The sequence below is a fragment of the Azospirillum sp. CT11-132 genome (assembly GCF_047302835.1).
Classification (GTDB): Bacteria; Pseudomonadota; Alphaproteobacteria; order Azospirillales; family Azospirillaceae; genus Azospirillum.
In genome coordinates this window covers 161400-185041 of the sequence record NZ_JBGLZA010000008.1, presented here as the reverse complement: position 1 = coordinate 185041, position 23642 = coordinate 161400, and the positions used below count along the sequence as shown (strand labels likewise).

General features: G+C 69.6%; 26 protein-coding genes. 14 read left to right on the top strand and 12 right to left on the bottom strand.

Annotation, left to right across the window (positions count from 1 at the left end):
- Window positions 1–77 precede the first annotated feature (77 nt).
- From xylA to ACCD06_RS29500, 3 genes are read right to left on the bottom strand one after another with little or no spacing between them, the layout of a single operon-like run.
- Window positions 78–1400, bottom strand: coding sequence for a xylose isomerase (gene xylA, locus ACCD06_RS29510; RefSeq protein ID WP_413345540.1), 1323 nt, complete (start codon window positions 1398–1400; stop codon window positions 78–80).
- Entirely contained in the window at window positions 1397–2848 is a 1452-nt protein-coding gene (gene xylB, locus ACCD06_RS29505; protein WP_413345538.1) for a xylulokinase, read from the bottom strand. The genes xylA and xylB overlap by 4 nt, the downstream gene beginning before the upstream one ends.
- A gap of 28 nt (window positions 2849–2876) precedes the next feature.
- Window positions 2877–3935 (bottom strand): LacI family DNA-binding transcriptional regulator, encoded by a 1059-nt coding sequence (locus tag ACCD06_RS29500; RefSeq protein ID WP_413345536.1) that lies wholly within the window; start codon window positions 3933–3935, stop codon window positions 2877–2879.
- Window positions 3936–4235: 300 nt separating this feature from the next.
- Between ACCD06_RS29500 and ACCD06_RS29495 the strand changes: the two genes are divergently transcribed.
- Window positions 4236–6095 carry a DEAD/DEAH box helicase gene (locus ACCD06_RS29495; RefSeq protein ID WP_413345534.1) on the top strand — a complete coding sequence of 620 codons (1860 nt, stop codon included), beginning with the start codon at window positions 4236–4238 and terminating at the stop codon, window positions 6093–6095.
- Window positions 6096–6122: 27 nt separating this feature from the next.
- On the opposite strand, the gene ACCD06_RS29490 is transcribed toward ACCD06_RS29495, so the two are convergent.
- On the bottom strand, window positions 6123–7133 hold the full coding sequence (locus tag ACCD06_RS29490; RefSeq protein ID WP_413345532.1) for a LysR family transcriptional regulator: 1011 nt from the start codon (window positions 7131–7133) through the stop codon (window positions 6123–6125).
- A 124-nt stretch (window positions 7134–7257) separates the two neighbouring features.
- Between ACCD06_RS29490 and ACCD06_RS29485 the strand changes: the two genes are divergently transcribed.
- From ACCD06_RS29485 to ACCD06_RS29475, 3 genes are all read left to right on the top strand, one after another.
- The gene (locus ACCD06_RS29485) at window positions 7258–8127 is read left to right on the top strand and encodes a hypothetical protein (protein ID WP_413345530.1); all 870 of its coding nucleotides are present in this window, start codon (window positions 7258–7260) and stop codon (window positions 8125–8127) included.
- Between the two features lie 44 nt (window positions 8128–8171).
- Window positions 8172–8756, top strand: a complete 585-nt coding sequence (locus ACCD06_RS29480) for a YceI family protein (protein WP_413345528.1) — start codon at window positions 8172–8174, stop codon at window positions 8754–8756.
- A gap of 264 nt (window positions 8757–9020) precedes the next feature.
- The gene (locus ACCD06_RS29475; protein ID WP_413345526.1) at window positions 9021–10022 is read left to right on the top strand and encodes a glutathione S-transferase family protein; all 1002 of its coding nucleotides are present in this window, start codon (window positions 9021–9023) and stop codon (window positions 10020–10022) included.
- A 4-nt stretch (window positions 10023–10026) separates the two neighbouring features.
- On the opposite strand, the gene ACCD06_RS29470 is transcribed toward ACCD06_RS29475, so the two are convergent.
- Complete coding sequence (locus tag ACCD06_RS29470; RefSeq protein ID WP_413345524.1) at window positions 10027–11121, bottom strand: NnrS family protein; 1095 nt, start codon at window positions 11119–11121, stop codon at window positions 10027–10029.
- 153 nt (window positions 11122–11274) lie between these two features.
- Between ACCD06_RS29470 and ACCD06_RS29465 the strand changes: the two genes are divergently transcribed.
- The 5 genes from ACCD06_RS29465 to ACCD06_RS29445 all read left to right on the top strand — a co-directional run bounded on the left by ACCD06_RS29465 (window position 11275) and on the right by ACCD06_RS29445 (window position 14496).
- A complete protein-coding gene (locus ACCD06_RS29465) occupies window positions 11275–12003 on the top strand; it encodes a Crp/Fnr family transcriptional regulator (protein WP_413345522.1) in 729 nt (242 codons plus the stop codon).
- 88 nt (window positions 12004–12091) lie between these two features.
- A complete protein-coding gene (locus ACCD06_RS29460) occupies window positions 12092–12355 on the top strand; it encodes a DUF1858 domain-containing protein (protein ID WP_136701625.1) in 264 nt (87 codons plus the stop codon).
- On the top strand, window positions 12355–12858 hold the full coding sequence (locus ACCD06_RS29455; RefSeq protein ID WP_413345519.1) for a hemerythrin domain-containing protein: 504 nt from the start codon (window positions 12355–12357) through the stop codon (window positions 12856–12858). The genes ACCD06_RS29460 and ACCD06_RS29455 overlap by 1 nt, the downstream gene beginning before the upstream one ends.
- Before the next feature lie 109 nt (window positions 12859–12967).
- Complete coding sequence (locus ACCD06_RS29450) at window positions 12968–13483, top strand: DUF2249 domain-containing protein (RefSeq protein WP_085082844.1); 516 nt, start codon at window positions 12968–12970, stop codon at window positions 13481–13483.
- Between the two features lie 110 nt (window positions 13484–13593).
- Window positions 13594–14496, top strand: a complete 903-nt coding sequence (locus tag ACCD06_RS29445) for an SDR family oxidoreductase (protein ID WP_413345517.1) — start codon at window positions 13594–13596, stop codon at window positions 14494–14496.
- A gap of 48 nt (window positions 14497–14544) precedes the next feature.
- Here ACCD06_RS29445 and ACCD06_RS29440 read toward each other — a convergent pair whose 3' ends face one another.
- Complete coding sequence (locus ACCD06_RS29440; RefSeq protein ID WP_413345515.1) at window positions 14545–14697, bottom strand: hypothetical protein; 153 nt, start codon at window positions 14695–14697, stop codon at window positions 14545–14547.
- A 209-nt stretch (window positions 14698–14906) separates the two neighbouring features.
- Here ACCD06_RS29440 and ACCD06_RS29435 point away from each other — a divergent pair, with 209 nt between their 5' ends.
- The 5 genes from ACCD06_RS29435 (at window position 14907) to ubiV (ending at window position 18597) form a co-directional block, all read left to right on the top strand.
- A complete protein-coding gene (locus ACCD06_RS29435; RefSeq protein WP_413345513.1) occupies window positions 14907–15329 on the top strand; it encodes a VOC family protein in 423 nt (140 codons plus the stop codon).
- 112 nt (window positions 15330–15441) lie between these two features.
- Window positions 15442–15888 carry a hemerythrin domain-containing protein gene (locus tag ACCD06_RS29430; protein ID WP_085082840.1) on the top strand — a complete coding sequence of 149 codons (447 nt, stop codon included), beginning with the start codon at window positions 15442–15444 and terminating at the stop codon, window positions 15886–15888.
- A 101-nt stretch (window positions 15889–15989) separates the two neighbouring features.
- The gene (gene ubiT / locus ACCD06_RS29425) at window positions 15990–16667 is read left to right on the top strand and encodes a ubiquinone anaerobic biosynthesis accessory factor UbiT (protein WP_413345511.1); all 678 of its coding nucleotides are present in this window, start codon (window positions 15990–15992) and stop codon (window positions 16665–16667) included.
- A 6-nt stretch (window positions 16668–16673) separates the two neighbouring features.
- The gene (gene ubiU / locus ACCD06_RS29420) at window positions 16674–17672 is read left to right on the top strand and encodes a ubiquinone anaerobic biosynthesis protein UbiU (RefSeq protein WP_085082836.1); all 999 of its coding nucleotides are present in this window, start codon (window positions 16674–16676) and stop codon (window positions 17670–17672) included.
- Between the two features lie 13 nt (window positions 17673–17685).
- Entirely contained in the window at window positions 17686–18597 is a 912-nt protein-coding gene (ubiV, locus tag ACCD06_RS29415; RefSeq protein ID WP_413345509.1) for a ubiquinone anaerobic biosynthesis protein UbiV, read from the top strand.
- A 164-nt stretch (window positions 18598–18761) separates the two neighbouring features.
- On the opposite strand, the gene ACCD06_RS29410 is transcribed toward ubiV, so the two are convergent.
- The 6 genes from ACCD06_RS29410 to ACCD06_RS29385 are packed head-to-tail and all read right to left on the bottom strand — an operon-like array spanning window position 18762 to window position 23605.
- On the bottom strand, window positions 18762–18926 hold the full coding sequence (locus ACCD06_RS29410) for a twin-arginine translocase TatA/TatE family subunit (protein ID WP_085082832.1): 165 nt from the start codon (window positions 18924–18926) through the stop codon (window positions 18762–18764).
- An 18-nt stretch (window positions 18927–18944) separates the two neighbouring features.
- A complete protein-coding gene (locus tag ACCD06_RS29405; RefSeq protein ID WP_413345507.1) occupies window positions 18945–19955 on the bottom strand; it encodes an FAD:protein FMN transferase in 1011 nt (336 codons plus the stop codon).
- Window positions 19955–20497, bottom strand: a complete 543-nt coding sequence (locus tag ACCD06_RS29400) for a nitrous oxide reductase accessory protein NosL (protein ID WP_413345505.1) — start codon at window positions 20495–20497, stop codon at window positions 19955–19957. Before ACCD06_RS29400 ends, ACCD06_RS29405 begins: the two co-directional genes overlap by 1 nt.
- A complete protein-coding gene (locus tag ACCD06_RS29395; protein WP_413345503.1) occupies window positions 20497–21321 on the bottom strand; it encodes an ABC transporter permease in 825 nt (274 codons plus the stop codon). The genes ACCD06_RS29400 and ACCD06_RS29395 overlap by 1 nt, the downstream gene beginning before the upstream one ends.
- Window positions 21318–22244, bottom strand: coding sequence for an ABC transporter ATP-binding protein (locus ACCD06_RS29390; RefSeq protein ID WP_413345501.1), 927 nt, complete (start codon window positions 22242–22244; stop codon window positions 21318–21320). Before ACCD06_RS29390 ends, ACCD06_RS29395 begins: the two co-directional genes overlap by 4 nt.
- Entirely contained in the window at window positions 22241–23605 is a 1365-nt protein-coding gene (locus tag ACCD06_RS29385; protein WP_413345499.1) for a nitrous oxide reductase family maturation protein NosD, read from the bottom strand. Before ACCD06_RS29385 ends, ACCD06_RS29390 begins: the two co-directional genes overlap by 4 nt.
- Between the last annotated feature and the right edge of the window lie 37 nt (window positions 23606–23642).

Here is a 23642-nt window from a genome sequence, read left to right as displayed (position 1 = left end):
GCTTGAAAATCCTCGCAGCGCGACCCCCTCACCCTAACCCTCTCCCCGGGGGGGAGAGGGGATACTGTCGCGGGGGGTCAGACGTACCGGTTGACGATGTTCTCCAGATACTCCTGCCGGCCGGAGCGCGGCTGGGGGTTGAGGTTGCCGGACAGCGCCCGGTCGGCGAGCGTGGCGAGGTCGCGCTTGCCGGACAGGATCGCCTGCCCCTCGGCGCCGTCCCAGCCGGCGTAGCGCTCGGCCAGCGGCTTGGTCAGGGCGCCGTCCTCCAGCATTTGCGCGGCTTGCAGCAGGGCGCGGGCGCAGGTGTCGATGCCGCCGATGTGGCCGTGCAGCAGGTCCGCCGGGTCGAGCGACTGGCGGCGGATCTTGGCGTCGAAATTCAGGCCGCCGGTGGTGAAGCCGCCGCCCTTCAGGATGTCGTGCATCACCACCGTCAGCTCGCCGATGTCGTTGGCGAACTGGTCGGTGTCCCAGCCCAGCAGCGCGTCGCCGCGGTTCATGTCGAGCGAGCCGAAGATGCCGAGCGCCAGCGCCAAGGCCACCTCGTGCTGGAAGCTGTGGCCGGCGAGGATGGCGTGGTTCTGTTCGATGTTCACCCGCACGTCGGCCAGCAGGTCGTAGCGCTCCAGGAAGCCGTAGACGGTGGCGACGTCGAAGTCGTACTGGTGCTTGGTCGGCTCGCGCGGCTTCGGTTCGATCAGGATCGGGCCGTCGAAGCCGATCCTGTGCTTGTGCTCCACCACCATCGCCAGGAAGCGGCCCATCTGGTCCAGCTCGCGCTTCAGGTTGGTGTTCAGCAGCGTCTCATAGCCCTCGCGGCCGCCCCACATGACGTAGTTGGCGCCGCCCAGCGCGTGAGTGGCCTCCAGCGCCGCGCGCACCTGCCCGCAGGCGTAGAGGAAGACGTCCGGGTCCGGGTTGGTCGCGGCGCCGGCCATGTAGCGGCGGTGCGAGAACAGGTTGGCGGTGCCCCACAGCAGCCGGACCTTGGCGGTCTCCATCTTTGCCGCGAACAGCTCGGTGATGGCCTTCAGGTTGTCGGTGCTCTCGGCCAGCGTGGCGCCTTCGGGGGCGGCGTCGAGGTCGTGGAAGCAGAAGAAGGGGATGTCGAGCAGGCGGAACATCTCGAAGGCGACGTCGGCCTTGTCGCGCGCCGCCGCCATCGGGTCCTGGCCGGGGCGCATCCACGGGCGCTGGAAGGTCTCGCCGCCGAACGGGTCGCCGCCCGGCCAGCAGAAGCTGTGCCAGTAGCAGGCGGCCAGCCGCAGATGGTCCTCCATCCGCTTGCCCAGCACCACGCGGTCCTTGTCGTACCAGCGGTAGGACAGCGGGTCGCGGCTGTCCGGTCCGCGATAGGCCACCGGGGACAGGTCGCCGAAGAAAGAGGCGGTGCTCAAGACGCGAACTCCTTGGCAAGGGGGTAGAGCCGGCGCCAGCGCAGCCACGCCTGGCTGTACGCTTCGGCGCGGGCCGGATCGGGGGTGAAGGTCTCAAGACGGCGGGGCTTGCGGCAGACGGCGGCGGGGGCCTCTCCGGTCGCCGCCATGCGGCCGAGATGGGCGGCGCCGAGAGCCGCTCCGACCTCGCCGTCCTCGATGCGGTGGATGGTGACGCCGATCGCGTCGGCGCAGATGCGCGCCCACAGCCGCGAGCGGGAGCCGCCGCCGGCGAGGTCGAAGACCGTCGGGGCGCCGGCCCCGAGTGCCACGAGATTGTCGCGGGAGGCGAAGGCGACGCCTTCGAGAACCGCTTGGACCATGGCGTTGCGGTCGGTCTCCGCCGACAGGCCGGCGAACAGGCCGCGCACGGTGGCGTCGTTGTGGGGGGTGCGCTCGCCCGACAGATAAGGCAGGAAGGCGACCGGCGAAGGGCCGTCCACCGCATCGCCGAGCGGAGCCAGCAGCTCCGCCTCCGGCGCGCCGAGGGTGGAGGCGGCCCAGGCGAGCGAGGCGGCCGATGAGAGCATGACGCCCATCTGGTGCCAGACGCCGGGCAGCGCGTGGCAGAAGGCATGAACCGCCATCGCCGGGTTGGGCAGGAAGCGGTCGGTCGTCCGCCACACCACGCCGGATGTGCCGAGGCTGAGGAAGCCGTCGCCGGGCGTGATGGCGCCGAGGCCGACGGCGCTGGCGGCGCAGTCCCCTGCCCCGCCCGCCACCACCGGCGGCGTCGGCATGCCCCAGCGGCGGGCGAGGTCGGGCGACAGCCGGGCGACGGCGTCGGAGCCTTCGGCCAGATCCGGCATGTGGGCGCGGGTCATGCGGGTGGCGGCGAGCAGATCGTCCGACCAGTCGCGGCGGGCCACGTCGAGCCACAGCGTGCCGGAGGCGTCGGACATCTCCTCCACCATCGCGCCGGTGAAGCGCCAGCGCACATAAGCCTTGGGCAGCAGGACCTTGGCGAGGGCGGCGAAGATGTCCGGCTCTTCCTCCGCCACCCACAGCAGCTTGGGGGCGGTGAAGCCGGGCATGGCGATGTTGCCGCTGATGGCGCGGAGCGTCGGGAGGGTTTCCTCCAGAGTCGCGCACTGGCGGTGGGAGCGGCCGTCGTTCCACAGGATGGCCGGGCGCAGCACCCGGTTGTCGGCGCCGAGCAGGACGGCGCCGTGCATCTGGCCGGAGAAGCCGATGCCGGCGACGGCGGCGAGATCCGCCGGCTGGCGCTCGGCCAGCTCGTCCACCGCGGCGATGGCGGCGGCGACCCAGTCCTCCGGCTCCTGCTCCGACCACAGGGGATGCGGGCGGGAGACGGTGCAGGGGCGGGACGCGCTGCCGGCGACGGCCCCGTCGGCGTCGGTCAGCACCGCCTTGACGCTGGACGTGCCGATGTCGATCCCGAGAAACATGACTGTCGACCTTATCTATAGGTGCCCTTCAGGGCAGGTTGTCGCGCAGGATGACCTGGACCCGGATGTGCTCCTGCGCCGCGACGATCTCCTGGCCCGTAACCAGGGCGTGGAGCACCCGCGCCATCGAGCGCGCCTCGTGCCCCGGATCCTGGGCGACCAGGGCGGCGAAGGTGCCGTCCAACAGCATGCGGCGGGTGGCGGGGGTCAGCTCGTGCCCGACGCAGAGGATCTTGCGGGCAAGGCCGGCCTCGGCCAGCGCCTCGCCGATGCCGACCGAGCCTTCGCCGGTGTTGTAGATCGCCACCAGACCGGGCGTGTCGGCCAGCATGCGGCGGACCAGATCGCGGTTGCGCTCGGGATCGTCGCGCCCCTCCACCGGGATCAGGCGGGTGAGGTGGGGATATTCCTCCGCCAGCACCTGCCCGAAGCCGAAGCGGCGTTCGGCATGGTCGCGCAGGCTGCCCGAACCGGTGACGATGCCGACGGAGCCGCCGGGCTCGCCATCGCGCGGCGGGCCGAGGAAACGGCCGACCAGCGACCCGGCGGTGCGGCCGGCGGCGATGTTGTCGATGCCGACATAATGCTGGCGCCGTGACGACGGCGCATCCGACACCAGCGTCACCACCGCCATGCCGCCCTCGACCAGATCGTCGATGGCGGCACGGATGCGCGGATGGTCCAGCGCGACCAGCGCCACCCCGTCGAAGCGGCCCGGCAGGGTGGACAGCTCGGCCGCGAGGGTGTCGGCGTCGAACACGTCGGTCTCGACGATCTCCACCCCGATGCGGCGGGCGCGGAACCAGTCGGCCTGGGCGCGGATGTTGTCGGCGATGTCCATCATGAAGCGGTTGCCGCCGCCGGGCAGGACCACGGCGAAGCGCCAGGACCGCGCCCGCGCCAACTCCGCCGCGGCGGCCAGCGGGCGGAAGCCCAGACGCTGCACCGCCTCCTGCACCTTGGTCGCGGTCTTGGCGCTGACGCCGGGGCGGCCGTTGACCACCCGGTCGGCCGTGGCAAGGCTGACGCCGGCCGCAGCAGCCACGTCACGCAGGGTCAGGGGTGCGTCGTTGACTTGATTGTTCATGCCGCGAACATATGCCGGTGTTTTGAGGTACGCAACTCAAAAACAGAGGTGCCGCTGCCACCCTACCTTTTGGCCGATCCACGCGGGTATTGGGCCTGTTACCATGCAGAGCGTTAAGGTGCGTACGTCAGTATGCTGTAGGTGGTCGTCGTCATAGGGCTTAGGCGGCGCGAATCGCTGCCCCCGACCGGAGACTGCGCTACTCCCGATGGGGTTCGACACCTTCGATTGCACCCATGACCGGGGGACACGCGGGAATTTAGGCTTGCTCCTCCCTCGTGCCACAGCCAGCAGGGTGGAATGCCGCAGCTGAGAACCCATCAGCAACTGGTCAGCGCCATCGCCAACGCCATCGGCCAGCAGCAGACGGAGGTTCGCGACGTTCTGGCGGCGGTGACGCCCGGCGGGGGGAAATCGCTGCTGCCGGTCATCATGGCGGCGGCGCTGCACAAGGCCGGGCGGATCGATCGGGTCTGTTGGATCGTGCCGCGCGACAGCCTGCGCCAGCAGGCGGAGGAGGCCTTCGTCGATCCGCGCTGGCGCGAGCTGTTGGGACACACCATCGCCTTGCGGGCGGCGGAGAACGGGCGCGACCTCTGCCGCGGGTTGGAGGGCTACGTCACGACCTATCAGGCGGTGGCCGCCGCGCCGGACCTGCATCTGCAGGAGTTCCGCCGCCACCGCTACCTGCTGGCGGTGGACGAGCTGCACCATCTGCCGGCGGTGTTCGACACCGACCGCATGGCGGCGGTCGAGGAGGAAACGGCGTGGAGCCGCTCCATCCTGCCGCTGCTGGAAAACGCGTCGGCCCGGCTGCTGATGAGCGGGACGCTGGAGCGCGCCGACGGGCGGCCGATCCTGTGGCTGCCCTACCGCGCGCCGCAGGGGACGCGGAAGGTGCGGGAGATCGACTTCAAGGCGCCGGGCTGGGCGGTGGTCGGCTATTCGCGCCGGCAGGCGCTGGCGGAGAAGGCGATCCTGCCGGTCACCTTTGGGGCGATGGACGGCTCGGCCTCCTGGCTGGATGCGGAGCGGACCAACCGCTGGGTCGATTCCTTGTCCAAGGCGGGGGAGAACACGCGCGACGCCCTGTTCACCGCACTTCGCACTGGCTTCGCCCAGGCGATGCTGCGCGAAGCCTACCGCTCCTGCCGGGAACATCGGGCCAAACGGCGGGCGGAGCTGAAGCTGCCGAAGGGGCGCGACGATCCGGGGCTGGGCAAGCTGCTGGTGATCGCCCCGGACCAGGGGACGGCGCGCTTCTATCTGGAAACCCTGCAGGGCTGGATGCCGAAGGAGCAGGCCGGGCGCATGGCGCGGCTCGCCATTTCCGACTGCCGCGACGCGCAGGAGGTGGTGGCCGCCTTCCGCCTGCGGCCGGAGCCGGCGGTGCTGGTCTCGGTCGCCATGGCCTATGAGGGGCTGGACGCGCCGTCGATCACCCATGTCGCCTGTTTGACGCACATCCGCTCCCGCCCCTGGCTGGAGCAGGCGATCGCGCGGGCGACGCGGGTGGACCCGCATGGCGGACCTTATGACCGGCAGCGGGCGCTGATCTACCACCCGTCGGACGCGCTGTTCGAGCAGTTCCGCACCATGGTGGAGACCCAGCAGGGCACCCGCGCCATGGTGAAGACCCGCCGTCCGCAGCAGGAACTACCCTTCGAGCGCTCGGCGGAGCGGGAGCCGGAGATCATCCCGCTGGAGTCCAACGCCACGGCGCTGAGCTTCGCCGTGGTGGCGCCGGGGCCGGATTTCGGTGCGCAATCGCGCGATCCGGGGGAACTGCCGCTGACGCCGAGCGCGGCGGAACATCACCTGCGCCAGCGCATCGGCCAGCTGGTCGCCGCGCAGGTGATCGAGGACGAGGACAACAACCTCGTCGCCGAGGGGCCGACCGGCTACCACATCTACAACGCCGTGCTGAAGCGGCTGATGAAGAAGGCACGCTCGGAAATGACGCTGTCGGAGCTGGAGGCGACGGTCGGCTGGCTGGAGCGCAACCGGCTGTCGGACCACCGGCATTTGATCGTCGGCGATCCGCAGTACCAGTGGTCGACCCGGCGGCGGGGGTCGCATCGGGCTGGTCGGGCGGGCCTTGGGATGCACGCAGCTCGCGGCGCCGGCGGAGTCCCCTCTCCCCCCCGGGGAGAGGGTTAGGGTGAGGGGGGCGCGTGGCGAGGATTCTCAAGCATCGCGCATTCTACGGTCCCTGATGACTCCACCCTGTGCATCCCCCTCACCCCGACCCTCTCCCCGGGGGGGAGAGGGGGATATCGGGAGTGAGAGGGAGATTGGGCAGGGACACCGCCCCTCCAACAGGTCGCGGTCGCGGGTCAATGCGTCGGCCATGAAGTCGAGGAAGGCGCGGACGCGGCCCATGTGGCGCAGATCCTCGTGCGTCAGCAGCCAGAGCTTGGCGTCGGCCTCCGGCACCGGGTCGCCGATGCGGCGGAAAGCGGGGTCGCGGTCGACCACGCCGCAGGGCAGCAGGCCAAGGCCGATTCCCGCCCGCACCGCCTCCACCGCGCCCGCCACCGAGTTGACGCGGTAGCCGACGGAGGCCTCGGGTACCGTCCGTTTCATCCAGTGGGCGAGGTTGGTGTGGTCGAAGGACTCGTCCAGCCCGACCCAGGGGTGGCGGCCCGGATCGTCGGCGTGGTCCGTCCCGTCTAGATAAGCGGCGGCGCCATAGACGGCGAAGGCGAGGCCCGACACCGCACGGCCGACCAGATTCTCCGGCGGGCTGCTGGTGGCGCGGATCGCCACGTCGGCTTCGCGCCGGGTCAGGCTGAGCGAGGCCTCCGCCGCCACCAGATCGACGCGCAGCTCCGGATGCAGCCGGCGGAAGGCGGCGATGTGGCGCGGCAGGATGTAGAGAGTCAGGATGTCGACGGTGGTCACGCGCAGGCTGCCGCTGATCCGGGTGTCGCGGCCGGACAGCAACCGGTTGGCGGCGGCGAGATCCTCCTCCATCTTCTGCGCCACCCGGTGCATCTCGTCGCCGGCCGCGGTCAGGACATAGCCGCCGGGCATCTTGTCGAACAGCCGGGCGCCCATCGCCTGCTCCAATGCCGTCACCCGGCGCAGAACCGTGCTGTGGTTCACCCCCAGGACACGCGCCGCCGCCGACAAGGACCCATGCCGCGCCACAGCCAGCAGAAAGCGAAGATCATCCCAGTTGCTGCTACTCAGCATTTATTCCCGCTCATTCCTGCAGATGCTTTTTGCAAATCTCCTGAATTCGCGCTTACCAGAGCACAGGTTAGGGTCTCGACCAAGCGCAACCTGCGCCACCCTATCGAGACCCGGCTGTTCCCCCATGTCCGAGCTGCTTCAAGACCCCTTCGTTCAATCCAGCGTGCTGCCCCTGCTGGTCGGGCTGGTCCTGGTCGGCGTCCTGCATCTGCTGCGCCGTTCTCTGGCGGCTGCCGGCATCGCCGCCGGTTTCCTGGTCGTCTTCGCGCTGGTGATCGGCTTGCCGGCCCTGCCGCCGCCGTCCAGCATGGGCAAGCTGTTCTGGGCCTCGGCCGCCGGGCTGCTGCTGGGTGTTGGTGCCGATGCGGCGGGGCTGCGCAGGCGGATCGCTTCGGTGGTGCTGGCGGTCTGGCTGGCCGCTTCGCTGCTGTGGATCGCCCTGCCGGCGCTCGATTCCGTGGCGGCGGTCGTCAGTGTGCTGGTCCTGCTCGGCACCGCGGCGTGGGTCGCTTTTGCCCGCGGTTCGGAGCCCCCTGGTTCGGAGCCCCATGGCTCTGAGACGGTGGAGAGCCCGACGGCGTCGGCGGCCTCGCTGCTGGCGCTGGCGCTGGCCGTCGGCGGCACGGCGCTGATCGGCTCCTCGGCCTCAATCGCCCAGATGGCGCTGGCGCTGGCGGCGTCGGCCGGTGGGTTCCTGCTGTGGAACTGGCCGGTGGAGCGCCATGGCTGGGGCCTGTCGGGCCGCGTGGCGACCGGCATCGCCGTGCTGCTGGCTGGGGTGCTGGCCCTGTACACCCAGACCCAGGCCGCGGTGCTGCTGCTGGCCCTGCCCGCCCTGTTCGCTGGCCATATCCGCCGTTTCCTTCCCCGCGGCGACGGCCTGATCGGCCGCGCCGCTTCGTCGGCGGCCGTCACGGTGGTCGCGGTCCTTCCGGCGCTGGTCGCCATCGGTGCGGCCTATGCGCTGACCGGCGGCGAGGCGTCGCCTTACTGATCCTCCCTTTCCTCCATTCATCCTGTTTTTTCGGAGTTCCGTTCATGAAGAAGACCCTGTTCGCCGCCGCCCTGTTCGCCGCGACCGCCGTCGGTTCGGTTGTTCCCGCCTTCGCCGCCCCGGTCAGCTACAAGATCGACCCGGCGCATACGGCCGTCGTCTTCATCGTCAACCATGTCGGCTTTTCCAACGTCATCGGCCGCTTCGACACGGTTGGCGGCGACGTGACCTTCGACAAGGACGCCGTCGAGAAGAGCGTGGTCAACGTCACCATCGACACCACCAGCGTCGATACCAACCACGCCAAGCGTGACGAGCATCTGCGCTCCCCGGACTTCTTCAATGCGAAGGAGTTCCCGAAGATGACCTTCAAGAGCACGAAGATCGAGAAGACCGGCGACAAGACCGGCAAGCTGCATGGCGACCTGACCATGCTGGGCGTGACCAAGCCGATGGTGCTGGACGTCACCTTCAACAAGGACGGCGTCAGCCCGGCCAGCAAGCTGGAGACCGCCGGCTTCTCCGCCCGCGGCACGGTCAAGCGCACCGAGTTCGGCATGAAGTACGGCGCCCCGGCCATCGGCGACGACATCCAGCTGCTGATCGAGGTCGAAGCGGTCAAGAGCTGATCGTCAGCGGATTTCGGCTGTTGCATATGTCTCCCTCTCCCGTCCCGGGAGAGGGAAAGGGCCCGCCGCGAAGCGGCGGGAAGGGTGAGGGGTGCTCCAAGGAACCATGCGGTTCGGGATTCTCGCCTTACCCCTCACCCTCCCCACTTCGTGGGTCCCCTCCCTCTCCCGGGGCGGGAGAGGGCCATTATCGCTTGTTGTAGGATGAAGGGGCCGGTTCGCCGGCCCCTTCGCATATGGGCCACATCGACAGGAGAGACCGCGATGCCGCAGCTTGTGAACGGCGTTTGGGTGAAGGGCGACATCGCGGCCAGCGAGATCAAGGGCGGCGCCTTCCACCGCGAGCCGACCCGCTTCCGCAGCTGGATCACGCCGGACGGCGCGCCGAACGCTGACGGGCGCCCCACCCTGCCGGCGGTGGCCGGGCGCTATCACCTCTATGTTTCCTACCTGTGTCCCTGGGCCTCGCGCACGCTGATCTTCCGCGTGTTGAAAGGGCTGGAGGGGGTGATCGGCCTGTCCGCCGCCGAGCCGGTGCTGGGCGAGGATGGCTGGGTCTATGCCGAGGAGCAGGACGGCGGACCGCGCATCGACCGCTTCCGCCACCATTACAGCCTCTATACGGCGAGCGACCCGACCTACACCGGCAAGGTCTCGGTCCCGGTTCTGTGGGATCGGCAGGAGGGGCGGATCGTCAACAACGAGTCGGCGGACATCATCCGCATCCTGAACAGCGCCTTCGATCATCTGACCGGCAACCGGTTGGACCTCTATCCGGAGCCGCTGCGGCCGGAGATCGACCGCTGGAACGAGGCGGTCTATGCCAGCGTCAACAACGGCGTCTACCGCTGCGGCTTCGCCAAGTCGCAGGCCAGCTACGACGAGGCGTTCGACGGGCTGTTCGCCACGCTCGACCGGTTGGAGGAGCATCTGTCGGCCAGCCGCTATCTGGCCGGGGAGCATCTGACCGAGGCCGATTGGCGGCTGTTCGTGACTCTGGTGCGCTTCGACGCCGCCTATTTTGGTGCCTTCAAGTGCAACCTGCGGCGGATCGAGGATTACCCGAACCTGTCGGCCTACCTGCGCGAGTTGTACCAGTGGCCGGGCATCCGCGACACGGTGAAGATCGACCACATCAAGGCCGGCTATTACACCAATCCCGCCATCAACCCGACGCTGATCGTGCCGAAGGGGCCGGCGCTGGACTTCGACCGTCCGCATGACCGTGAGCGGCTGCCCGGCAAGGGGATCTGGCAGCGGGGGTGAGGGGTCATCGTCTTGCCCGTCTGGGACGGCTGAGCAGCACGCCCGCCGTTAGAAGCTGGGCCAGCGTCCAGGCGGTCGCCGCGGCGGTCAGCAGGGGCATCGACGGTATCCAGACCGCCGCCACGCGGAGAGCGGCGGCGCTGGCCATCAGCGCGACGGCGACGGTGGCGGCGGGGGGAAAACGATCCGGCTCCGCCTCCCGCTGCAGGGTGGTGCGGATGGTCATGGCGCTGGCGAGGATGCCGAGCGCGCCGATCCCCAGCAGGTGCCAGCCGGCGGCGGGCGGCAGTTCGAACAGCGCCGCGCCAGCCACCAGGAGCCAGCCGGCGCCGAGGCAGAGATAGCCCAGATGCAGGCTGGCGATCTCCGGCTGGCGCAGCAGGCGATGGGGCTTCCAGCGGGCGAGGCGGAGGAGCGCGCTCGTCCCCGCCAGTGCGGCGCCGGCGCCACCCAGCAGCGGCAGCAGGCCGGTGGCGTTCGACAGCAGGCAGAGGGCGGCGCCGGCGATGCCCATCGCCTCCAGCCTCGGTTGGACTCGCTGCGTCAGGGTGATCCCCTGGCGGCGCAGGGCGCCGGCGGTCGCGGCGGGGATGACGCGCCCGCCCATGGTCAGCAGCAGCGTGGCGATCAGCAGCAGGCCGACCGGCTGGCCGACGCCTTGGACGAGGCCCAGTTGCGACGCCCAGAACAGTGCTTCGGCAAGCAGGAAAGCTCCGATCAGCGGGCCGAACACCGCGTTGTGGCCGCTGCGGCTGGTGCGCAGGAACGGCAGGCCGGCGACAATGAACAGCAGAACGGGATAGGCGAAGGCGAGCGGCAGGGCCAGCGCCGCCGGCAGTCCGGCCAGCAGCGCCAGCCGTCCGGCGAGCCAGGACAGGAATGCCGCCGCCAGCATCGGGCGCGACAGCCGGGTCATCAGGAAGCCCCCGACCACCGCCAGCGCATAGCCCAGCGTCATCTCGTGGGCATGGATCGCCGGGGACCAGCCCAGCGGCAGCAGGCCGCCGATCTGCGCCAGCCACAGCGGAACGGCCAGCGCGGCGAAGAGGGACGCGGCCGGATACATCAGCCGGTGGGCGCTGGTGACGGGAGCGGGCATGGTGTGGGGGCTTTCGATGGTGCTGTCAGGCGGTGCTGTCAGGCAGTGGTGTAGCGCGTCATTCTGGCGGCGGCCGGGATTTCGCGCTTTGAGCCGCAACAAAGTCGTGCACGAATGGATACAGATCACGCACAGCGAGCCAGGACGACCGCCATGCCCCCGCCCCCCGATCCCGCCGTTCTGCGCAGCATGCCGCTGTTCGCCGGCCTCGACGCCGGTGCGCTGGCCGACGCGGTAGCGCTGGCGCGGCCCCGGCTACATCCCCGCGGCACCGCCGTCTTCACCCAGGGGGAGCCGGCGGCGGCCGGCCATGCGCTGATCGACGGGCGGGTGAAGATCGTGCAGACCGGCCCCGACGGGCAGCAGGTGGTGATGCGCTTCATCGGCCCCGGCGAGATGTTCGGGACGCTGGCGATCTTCACCGACGGGCTCTATCCGGCCGATGCGGTGGCGGTGGCCGATTGCGTCGAGCTGTCCTGGCCGGCGGCGACGATGACCGAGCTGATGGACCGCCATCCCGCCATCGCCCGCAACGCGCTGTCGATCATCGGCGGCCGGCTGCGTGAGTTGCAGAACCGCCTGCGCGAGGTGGCGACGGAGCGGGTGGAGCGCCGCATCGCCCATGCCCTGCTGCGGCTGGTGCGGCAGGCCGGGCGGCGGGTCGAGGCGGGGGTGGAGATCGACTTTCCGCTGTCGCGCCAGGATGTGGCGGAGATGACGGGGACGACGCTGCACACGGTCAGCCGCACCCTGTCGGCCTGGGAAAGCCAGGGCATCGTCGAGAGCGGCCGGCAGCAGGTGGTGATCCGCAAGCCCCACGCGCTGGTCGTCATCGCCGAGGATCTGCCGCCGGTGAAGCCTCCGGTGCCTGGGCGGGAGTGATCTCCGGCAGGGTTGCTGTGGCGCAAAGATCACTTGCGGTGTGGTGGCTATGGTGGCGGCCTGTCCCCCTGTGCCGGAGCATGCGGAAATGACGGTCGCCGATATGGCGCTTGCCGATATGAAGCTCGCCGATCTGACGATGGCCGAGCTGATGAGCGCGCGGCCGGCGGTGGTGCCGGTGCTGCTTCGCCATGGACTCGCCTGCCCCGGCTGCGCCATGGCGCCCTTCATGACGGTGCGCGAGGCGGCCGAGGCCTATGGGCTGGAGCTTGACGCTTTTCTGGCCGATCTTGCCGCCGCGGACGGGCGGCCCGGCCATTCGATCGAGGCCCATTCTACGGAGACCCGGTGATGCACACCGACAGCCTGACCGGACGCATCCTGCATGACGACCATCACCGCGTGATGGAGCTGCTGGACCGGCTGGAAGCCCTGTTCGGCCGCCATGGCGAGGACAGCCTGCCGGTGCTGACGGCGGAGGAACGCGACACCGTCGCCGCCCTGGCCGCGGAGCTGGACGGCCCGCTGGAGAACCATTTCGCGGCGGAGGAGGCGCTGTTCCCGGCGCTGGCCCTGGCGGGCGGGCATGAGTGGACGGCCGACCTGCTGGACGACCACGAGCACATGCGCCCGATCATCCGGCGGCTGGGCCGCTTCTGCGCGCTGGCTCTGCGGGAGGGGTTCGATTGGGACAGCTGGCCGGTCTTTCGCAGCTTCGGCGAGGAACTCGTCCGCGCCCTGGTCCTGCACATCCAGAAGGAGGAGACGACGCTGGTGCCGGCCACCGACGCCCTGCTGTCGGTCGAGGAGGACCGGGCTTTCGCCTCCGCATTGGCAGGGGCGATGGCCGGCTGAGCGCCCCACCCTCTCCGGCGTTTGTGCTGGAGCAAAGAAGGGGGCGGTGATCCGGAGTACAGGGGGGCATGGCGATCCTGCCGCTCCCCCACAGACCAGACGGACGACGATGCCGACCACCAACTCCCACGCCACCGCCCAGGCCGAACCGGTTCTCGATCTCCGCGCCATCCCGCCCTATCAGCGCCACCAGCTGATCTTCCAGTCGGTACAGGACCTGACGCCCGGCGACGGTTTCTCGCTGGTCAACGACCATGACCCGCGTCCGCTGCACCACCAGCTGCTGAGCCTGTTCGGCGCCGGCTTCGCCTGGGAGTATCTGCAGCAGGGTCCCGAGGTCTGGCAGGTCCGCATCTCCCGGCCCGAAGGCGCGGTGGCGACCAGCCTGCGCGTGTGCATCGACCGCAACGGCGATGTGGCGGTCACGGCGGCGGATGCCCGGCTGGGGCCGGACGGCAGCGGCGCCTCGGTCTGCGAGGTGACGGACATCCCGCCGGGCACGCTGGAGGCCGACGTGCTGTCGCTGCTGCAGGGCGTGATCCCGCCGGCCGGCGTGGTCAGCATCGCGTATGAGCGGCTGCTGGCCCGGCGCAACGGCTCCTGCTGCGGCGGCATGTGCGGCTGAGGACCCCGTTTGGCTGACGGTCAGGGTTGCGGCAACCATTCCTGTTCCGACCGGTTCTGTGTGGGGCGCTTCGCCGCGTCGCACACAGAGTGCCGAATCAGGAGACAGGTATGGACCGCAAGGACGACACCGTCACGCCGCAGGACCCCCGCAGCAAATACCCGCGCCCGCCCTTCAACGGCCAGTCGCAGCCCTGGCCGGGGCTGGCCCGCGACATGGATCCGCCGCCCGACCATGGCGAGACCAGCTACAAGGGCTCCGGCCGGTTGGCCGGGCGCAAGGCGCTGATCACCGGCGGCGATTCCGGCATGGGCCGGGCCGCCGCCATCGCCTATGCCCGCGAGGGCGCCGACGTCGCCATCAACTATTTCCCGACCGAAGAGCCGGACGCCCGTGAGGTCGTCGCGCTGATCGAGAAGGCCGGCCGCAAGGCGGTGGCGATTCCCGGCGACCTGCGCGACGAGGGCTTCTGCCAAAAGCTGGTGGCCGATGCGGTCGCGGGGCTTGGCGGGCTCGACATCGTCGTCTGCAACGCCGCGCGGCAGCAGGCGTTCCCGTCGATCCTCGACGTCAGCAGCGAGGAATTCGACGCGACGATGAAGACCAACATCTACGCCCCCTTCTGGATCATCAAGGCCGCCCTGCCCCACCTGAAGCCGGGGTCGGTCATCATCGGCACCACGTCGGAACAGGCCTATGACCCGACGCCGGATTTGTATGCCTATGCCCAGACCAAGGCGGCGACGATGAATTACGTGAAGTCGCTGGCCAAGCAGCTGGCCGACAAGGGCATCCGCGTCAACGGCGTGGCTCCCGGCCCGATCTGGACCCCCTTGCAGGTCAGCGGCGGCGCCAGCCAGGAGAAGCTGAAGCAGTTCGGCAGCCAGACCCCGTTCGGCCGTCCGGGCCAGCCGGCGGAGCTTGCCAGCATCTATGTCCAGCTTGCGGCGGAGGATGCCAGCTTCACCACCGGCCATGTCTATGGCGCGGCGGGCGGCAGCGGCCAGCCGTAAGTGGATCGGACGGGTCTGCCGGCGGCGGATTGATTGCTGCGGCGGAGCCTATCCCATGATGTCTTCGCCGGACCGCCGGCGGTTGGATGGGGCGGTCCTTGTTCCGGCGATGTCCGATGTCAGTTCGAAGCAGAGATCGCACCCGACCAGCAGACCCAGGCTCAGGATCGACGTGGCGGCGGTGATGCACAGGATGGTCATGGGATCGCTCCGTCCGGCGAGGTTCGGCGCCGTCCATCCGACCGGGGGTGGTTTGCGGCGTTGGAGCGATCCTGGGCGCATCCGTAGTCCGGCGCTGTGAGTGGGGCCACAGTCGGGTTCAGTCCGGATCATTCCTTGAGCAACCGACGCGGTCGCAGTAAAATTCCTCCCTCAATAAGGAATTTCCTTAAAAACGAGGGATTTTTACTGTGGATACCGCACCAGTTCTAAACGGTGTGCTTGAGACCGGCCTTTATGTGGATGACCTTGCGAACGCCCGCGCCTTCTATGAAGACGTCATGGGCCTGCAGGCGATGTTCATGGACAACCGGCTTGCCGCCTATCCGGTGGGGCCGAACAGCGTCTTGCTGTTGTTTCAGAAGGGGTCGACAGACCGGCCCCTCGAAACGCCCGGCGGGACGATTCCTCCCCATGGCGGGGGTGGAAAGATCCATTATGCCTTTGCCATTTCAGCCGATCAGCTGGAGGGCTGGCTGGCGAAACTCGCCGAACACGGCATTGCGGTCGAAAGCACCGTGTCCTGGCGCAAGGGCGCGCGCAGCATTTACTTCCGTGATCCGGACGGTCATCTCGTGGAACTCGTGACGCCGGGCCTGTGGGCCAATTACTGACAGTAGTGCGAATAGGAGTTGTTTGCGGTGGCGCAACGATGCCGCGGCCGCCCGTCGGCATGCTGGCTTCAACGCGGCCCAATCAAGGGCGGCCCCGGTTGGAGACAGCATCATGTCCAAAGTCACCGTCAGCACCGCGCTCTACCGCGATCATCATGCCAATGTCGGCCAGTTGGTCGGGCGCATCGAAGCGCTGCTCGCCTCGCGCACCGTGGAGGCGGATCCGGCGGCGCTGATCGCCGCGGTGCGGGAGCTGTTCGGCACCTTCGCCGTCCATCTGTCGCTGGAGGACAGCGCGCTCTATCCCCGGCTGCTGGCCCATCCGGATGCCGCGCTGCGCAGCACGGCGGCGCGGTTCCAGACCGAAATGGGCGATCTGCGGGGGCGGTTCGACCAGTACCGCACGCGCTGGCCCGGCCCGGTCGCCGTCGCCAAGGACCCGGCCGCCTTCATCCGCGAGACGCGGGAGGTGGTCGCCGCGCTGAAACACCGCATCGGCCGCGAGGACCGCGAGCTGTACGACCTGATCGACCGCGCCGGGCTGGCGAGTGCGGCCTGACGGCGGAACCTTTCAAGCTTGAACTTGACCGAGGTCAATGACGTCAGGCGGTTACCGGCTTTCATGGGCGGCGGAATGACCGATGAGGAGGGAAGCCGCCCATGCGCGATCCCGATGTCGCACCGAATGTTTTCGCCTCCGATGCCCCTGCCTTCCACGAGCGCGCCCGCCGGTTCGAGACCGGGTTGAGCCGGGCCGGGCTGGGGCTGGTGCCCAAGCTGGGGCGGCGGGCCAGCGATGCGCTGCTCGCCCGGCTGCTGCGGCTGCTGGCCGAGCGGCATCCGCGTGCCTTCGAGGCGCTGCGCGAGATGCCGGACGCCCGCGTGCTGATCGAGCCGGTGGACGCGCCGGTCGCCCTGCTGATGCGTGTCGGGCATGATCTGTCGCTGCATGCCCTGCCCCGTGGGGTTGACGGTGTGGACGAGACGGGGGCCGACGCGGTGGTCCGGGGGCCTTATGCCCGGCTGCTCGACCTGCTGGAGGGGCGGATCGACGGCGATGCGCTGTTCTTCCGGCGCGAGCTGAGCATTTCCGGCGACACCGCGCTGATCCTGGCATTGCGCAACACGCTGGATGGCGAGGAGGAGATGGATCTGGTGGCCGACGCCGCCTCCATCGCCGGGCCGCTGGCCCGCGCCCTGCCGGTGCTGCGGCGCAATGCCGGGCCGGTGCTGGACCGGATCGAGGCGGCGCACCGGCTGCTGCCGCCGCCGTTGCGGCGGGGGATCGAGCGGGTGGAGGCGCGCATCACCGGGGTGCTGCCGGGCACGAGGGCCTAAGGAATCATGGACAATTTCGAGCTGATCTGCCCGGCGGGGACGCCGGCCGCGCTGCGCGCCGCCGTCGATGCCGGGGCCGATGCCGTCTATCTCGGCTTCCGGGACGAAACCAACGCCCGCAATTTTCCGGGGCTGAACTTCACCCGGCAGGATGTCGCCGACGCGGTGGATTACGCCCATGCGCGCCGCGTCGAGGTCTATGTCGCCATCAACACCTATCCGCAGGCGGGCAATCTCGGCCCCTGGCAGAAGGCGGTGGACGATGCGGCGCGGTTGAAGGTGGATGCCGTCATCCTGGCCGATCCGGGGCTGCTGGCCTATGCCGCCAAGCGGCATCCCGACCTGCGGCTGCACCTGTCGGTCCAGGCGTCGGCCGCCAATGTCGAGGCGATCCGGCTGTACCGCGATGCCTTCGGCGTGCGGCGCGTCGTGCTGCCGCGCGTGCTGACGGTGCCGGAAATCGCCAAGCTGAACGCCGAGATCGACATCGAGACCGAGGTGTTCGTCTTCGGCGGGCTCTGCCCGATGGCGGAGGGGCGCTGTTCGCTGTCCTCCTACGCCACCGGCCTGTCGCCCAACAAGCAGGGCGTCTGTTCGCCGGCCAACCATGTCCGCTACGAGCAGCGGGGCGGCGCGCTGGCCTCCACGCTGGGCGGCTTCACCATCAACGTGTTCGGCGAGGGCGAGCAGGCCGGCTATCCGACGCTGTGCAAGGGCCGCTTCGTCGCTGGTGACGGCGCCGGGGAGGGGCCGGCCTATCTGTTCGAGGAGCCGACCAGCCTGAACGCGATGGACCTGCTGCCGGAACTGAAGGCGGCCGGCGTGCGGGCGCTGAAGATCGAGGGACGGCAGCGCGGCAAGGCCTATATCGCCGCGGTGGTGCGTGCCTATCGCGAGGCGCTGGAGAGTTTCGCCGCCGGGCGGCCGGTGTCGCACATCGATCTGCAGGCGATGGTCGAGGGCGGGACCCAGACCACCGGTGCCTATACCCGCGGATGGCGGTGAGGAGTTTTACGGAATGACTGCGTCACTCACTTTGGGGCCGGTGCTGTTCAACTGGCCGGTCGACCGCTGGCGCGACTTCTACGCCCGCATCGCCGACGAGGCGCCGGTGGACACGGTGATCGTCGGCGAGATCGTCTGCTTCAAGCGGGCGCCCTTCTTCGCCGAGGCGATGGGGGACGTGATCGAACGGCTGAGCGCCGCCGGCAAGACGGTGTGGCTCGCCAGCCCGATCCTGGTCGGCAGCGAGCGCGAACGGGCGGCGATGCGCGATCTGGTGGAGTCCGATGCCGGGCTGCCCGACGGCGGCCTGATCGAGGCGAACGACATGGGGGCGCTGGCCCTGCTGGCCGGGCGGCCCCATGCGGTCGGGCCGACGATCAACGTCTACAACGAGGCGACACTGGGCTGGATGGCCGAGCGCGGCGCGGTGGCGGTGTCGCTGCCGGCGGAACTGCCGGCGGCCACCGTCGCGGTGCTGGCCAAGGCCGGCCGGGAACTGGGGGTGGAGACCGAGGTGCAGGTCTGGGGACGGGCGCCGCTCGCCATCTCGGCCCGCTGCTATCACGCGCGCGCCCACGGGCTGCACAAGGACGGCTGCCAGTTCGTCTGCGGCAACGACCCGGACGGCATGCCGGTGACGACGATGGACGGCCAGCCCTTCCTGACCGTCAACGGGACGCAGACGATGTCGCACGGCTGTTTGTGCCTGGCGGCGGAGATGAATGAGTTGGTGGAGATGGGGGTTTCGCGCTTCCGCCTGTCGCCGCAGGCGATGGACATGGTGCGCGTCGCCGAGGCGTTCCGGGCGGTGCTGGATGGGCAGCGCGACGGGGCGGAGGTCGCCGCCGAACTGGGCGGGCTGATCGACGCGCCGCTGGTGAACGGGTTCTACCACGACACCGCGGGGGCGCTGCGGGTGGCGTGAGGGGGGTAGATCCTGCGAAGTTATACCCCCACCCTAACCCTCCCCCGCTGGGCGGGGGAGGGGATCAAGTGCTTGTTCGGAAAAGTAACAGCAGTCCCTCCCCCGCCCAGCGGGGGAGGTTAGGTGGGGGCATCGTCAGCCTACCACTCCCCAATCACATGCCATCACGCGATCGGCTTGCGATCCTCGTCCTCGTCCTTCAGGCCGGCCTTGAAGCTCTTGATGCCCTTGGCGAAGTCGCCCATCACGGACGGCAGCTTGCCGGCGCCGAACAGCAGGAGGACGACCAGCAGCACGATGGCCCAGTGGAACAGGCTGAAGCTTCCCATGACGATGATCCGATCTCTTTAAGCCGGCAGCCGCAGGATGCGGCCGTCGGGATGGGTGAAGCGGGCGGTGACGCCGGGATAGGCGGCCAGGATGGCCGGAACCCGATCCGCCGGCACCACCGACAGCGCGGTCGACAGCGCGTCGGCCGTCGTGGCGTCCGGTGCCTGCACGGTAACCGCCAGCCACTGGGCGGCGCAAGTGCCGCTCGCCGGGTCGAACAGGTGGGTGAAACGGCCCGCCGTGTCGAAACGGGTGCCGTAGCCGCCCGAGGTCGCCATCGCGCCGTCGGTCAGTTCGACCATGGCGGTGGTGCGGTCCGGGTTGCCGGGATCGGCCAGACCGACGGTCCAGGGACGGCCGGAGGGGTGATGCCCCAGCGCGCGCAGCTCGCCCATGTCGACCAGCACATGCTCCAGACCTTCCGCCTTCAGCCGTTCGGTGACGCGGTCGGTGATGTAGCCCTGGGCGATGCCGTTCAAGGTCACCGCCATGCCGCCGGCGGCGAAGGCGATGCGGTCGGGCTCCACCCGCAGGGCGCGGACATCGACCAGCGCGCGGGCGGCGCGGACGGCGCCCTCCGGCGGGCCGGCGGGGTCGGCGTCCGGGCGCTCGAAATGGCCGGCATAGAGCTGCCACAGCGGCTGCACCGTGGGATCGAAGGCGCCGCCGGTGTTGCGGGCGGCGGCGGCGGCCTCGGAGAGAAGCCGCACGAGGTCGGCGGGGGGCGAGTCCAGCACGCCGTCGCGGTTGAGGCGGCGCAACGCGGAGTCGGCGCGGTAGAGGCTGAAGACACGCTCCAGACGGGCGACTTCCTCCAGGCTCAGCGCGATCAGGCGGTCGGCTTCGGCCGGGTCGGGATGGGCGATGCTCAGGCTGGCGTCGGCGCCGAGCGCCACGCCGCGCCAGACGCGGACGGGAACTCCTTCAGCGCGCAGCAGGCGGTGCGGCAACAGCGAGAGGCCGGCGGCGACGGCGCCGATGGCGAGGAAGCGGCGTCTGGCCAGGGGACGGGTGAAGACGGTCTGCATCAATGCTCTCCCTCGGCCATGGTGGCGGCGGGCGGGGCGAGGATCTGGTCCTCGGGCACGTCGGCGAAGCGCAGGACCTTGCCGCCGTTGGCCTGGGCGAAGCGCTCGGCCGCCGATTTGTCGGAGAAGGGATAGGGTTCGGCGTCGCCCATGCCACCGCGGAGCTTGCTGCCGAGGACGTACCAGGCTTGGCGCGCTTCGACCCAGGCGGTCATGTCGGGGGCGGCGGGATCGGTCGCCTTGGCCACGTCGGTGACATAGATCGCGCTGATCTCCTTCGGCTCCTCCGGCAGCATGGTGAAGGCGAAGGTGTCGCGGACGGAGGACAGCCAGATCGGCCGCGCTTCTCCCTTCACCAGGATCTGGCCCTTGGGACCGGGATGGTCGGCGAGGTTCATGCCGCAGTAATGGCCGACGGCGTCGGCGGTCAGGGTGACCGGCGGCGGCGGAGCGATCTCCGCCTTCTCCTGCTTGCAGGCGGCGAGCGGCAGCAGCAGGGCGGTGGCGAGGAGGGCGGCCCGGAGGATCGAGAGGGTACGCATCAGATCTGCTTCCTCGAAAAGAGGGCGGCGGCCAGCGCCAGCGGGGCGGCGATCCAGCCGGCCATCACCGCCAGCAGAAGCGGGACCGACAGCTGGACATGGGCGGCGAGGCCGGCAGTGCCGGCGAAGGCGCTGACGCCCTTGAAGCCGGTGAGGTTGAACAGGCGGTAGGCGTCGGCCGGGTTGGCGAGCAGCAGCCAGTTCAGCGCCTCCACCCCCAGGCCGCTGCCGCTGGCGAGGATGCCCAGCAGCGCCATGTCGTAGAGCAGGACGAAGCCGAGCCACACCGCCACGGCGATGCCGGCCGCCGTGCCGCGGTCGCGGACGATGGTGGAGGCGAGATAGCCGAGCGCGGTGAAGGCGGCGCCCAGCATGACGCTGGACCCGATCATCGAGGCGAAGGCGCGCCAGCTTTCCGGACCGATGGCGGTGTTGCCCATGGCGAGCGCCACGCCGGCGGCGCCGTAGCCGACCACGGTCGCCAGCGCGATCACCGCGGCATGGCCGAGAAACTTGCCGAGCAGCAGCTGCCAGCGCGCCACCGGGTAGGACAGCAGCAGGGTCATGGTGCCGCGGTCGATCTCCCCCACCACGGCGTCGAAGGACAGCAGCAGCGCGATCAGCGGCAGGAGGAAGATGGTCAGGCTCGACAGGCTGACGATGGTGACCTCGACCGGGCCGACGCCGACCGTGCCGGTGGGGACGGATCCGAGGAAGCTCAGCGTCAGGGCCAGTGCGGCCATCAGCAGGGTGGTGGCGACGACCCAGCGGTTGCGGGTGGCCTCGCGCAGTTCCTTGCCGGCGATGATGAGCAGCGTGTTCATTCGGCGGCCTCCCGGCGCAGGAAATGGGCGTACATCTCGTCGAGGCTGGGCTGGACGATCTCGATGTCCTCCACAGCAGGGCCTTCGCAGGCGATGCGGCGGACCAGACCGACCTTGTCGTCGTTGGCGCAGGCCAGTTCGACCACGCCGCCGGCCAGACGGGTCAGGGCGGCGCCCTCCCCCACCCTGGCCGCCAGCGCGTCGATGTCGTCGGTCGGCAGGGTCAGGCGGATGCGGACCGGAAGCTGGGCGAGGCTGCGCAGGGTGGCGAGCGAGCCGTCGGCGACCTTGCGGCCGCGGTTCATCACCACGACGCGGTCGGCCTGCCCTTCCAGTTCGGTCAGGGCGTGGCTGCACAGCAGGATGGTGGTGCCCTGGTCGCGCAGCTCCGCCACGATGGCGTAGAAGCTCTGGCGCAGCGCCGGGTCGAGGCCGGTGGTCGGTTCGTCGAGGAACAGCAGCTTCGGGCCGCCGAGCAGGGACTGGGCCAGTGCCAGGCGCTGGCGCATGCCCTTGGAATAGGTCGAGACGCGGCGCTTGATCGCGGCGGGCTCCAGCCCGACCTTTTCGAACAGCGCGTCGTTGTCGCGGCGCGGGGCGCCCTTCAGCCGGGCGTAGAAGTCCAGCGTCTCCCGCCCGGTCATGTTGGGGTGGAAGGCGACGTTTTCCGGCAGGAAGCCGATCTGGCGGCGGATGTGAGAGCAGGAGGCGCTGGCCGGGTCACCGCCCAGCACGCGGATGCGGCCCTCCGTCGGGGTGGTCAGGCCGAGCATCAGCTTGATGAGGGAGCTTTTGCCGGCGCCGTTGTGGCCGACCATCGCCACGCATTCGCCGGGCGCCAGCGTCAGGTCCACGCCGCGCACCGCCTCGGTCTCGCCATAGCGCTTGGTGACGCCCTGCACCTCTGCGGTGAAGTCGGTCATGGCTGTTTCCTTTCGGCGGTTTGTAGCGAGGTGGGCATGGGGGGTGGCGCCATCAGCGGCGCGCTGTCGATCACGCCGCCGGGATGCAGGGCCGGGAACTGCTTCTGCGCCCAGCGGATCACCTGGACGCCGGGGCTGTTCATCAGCAGCTTGGCCGCCGGATACTCCCACATCACCCGGTCGACCACGTCGTTGGGGCGATAGGGCTCGTCGGAGATTCCGTCGCCGTTCAGGTCGAAGGCGGCATTGTCGGACCAGTAGTTGCCGCGCCCATTCTCCGACCAGTCGAGGTAACGGGTGCCGACATACTTGACCTGGGTGCGATTGCCGATGAAGGCGTTGCCGGTCAGGCTGTTGCGCTCCGACCCGGCGGTGAAATGGACGCCGATCTCGCAGCCCTCAAACCGGTTGCCGGTGAAGCGGTTCTTGTTGGCGTTGTAGATGAAGACGCACTTCCAGGTGCCGCTGCGCAACCGGTCGCTCATCGCCTCGCTGTCGCGGGGGATGTCGTTGTCGGGCAGCGCCTCGCCGCTGTCGGAGACCGCCCCGGCGAAGCTGCCTTCGATCACGTTGCCTTCGATGCGCGAGCCGTTGGCGCTGTTCAGCATCAGCCCATGTTCGCGGTCGGCCTTGGAGCGGTTGTTGCGGATCAGCAGGTTGTTGGAGAACATCACCGCATAGCCGACATTGTTCCCGATGGAGACGTTGTCGGTCAGCTCGGAATCGTTCGTGTACATGTAATGGATGGCGAACCGGACACGCTCGAACCGGTTGCCGGAGAAGACGTTCTTGCGGGACGAGGTGGTGAACAGCCCGTCGCGCCCTTCGCGCACGCTGTTGTCGAGCACACGGGTGCCCGGCGCGTTCCACAGTTGGATGCCGTTGCCGCGTTCCGACACGCGCAGGTCGGTGCGGCCGACGATATCGTTGCGGCGGACCAGGCTGTCGGCGGCGCCCCAGATATAGACGCCGATCAGGTTGTCGCGCAGCCGGTTGTGTTCGACCACGGCGCCGCGCGCCTCCTTGCCGAGGAAGATGCCGGAATTCTGGTCGATCAGGCTGAGGCCGGAATTGCGGATCTCGAGGTTCCGCACGGTGACGTCGGGAGCGAGCACGGTGAGCGTGCTGTCCTTGCCGTTGCCGTCGATGACGGCGCCCGGTTCGCCGGTCAAGGTGACCGGGGTGCGGACCGTCAGCGGCCCGGGATGAACGCCGGTGGCCAGCACCAGCGTATCCCCCGGAGCCGCCGAGGCCAGCGCCGCCTGCAAACTGCCCGGTGCCACCGTGACCGTGGCGGCGGCCAGCGGTTCCGTCACCAGGGCAAGTGTGACACCGAGCAGGATGGAGAGGCGGTGACGCATGGGGTGCTCTCGGAACTGTGACGAGTGCCCCGCCCGC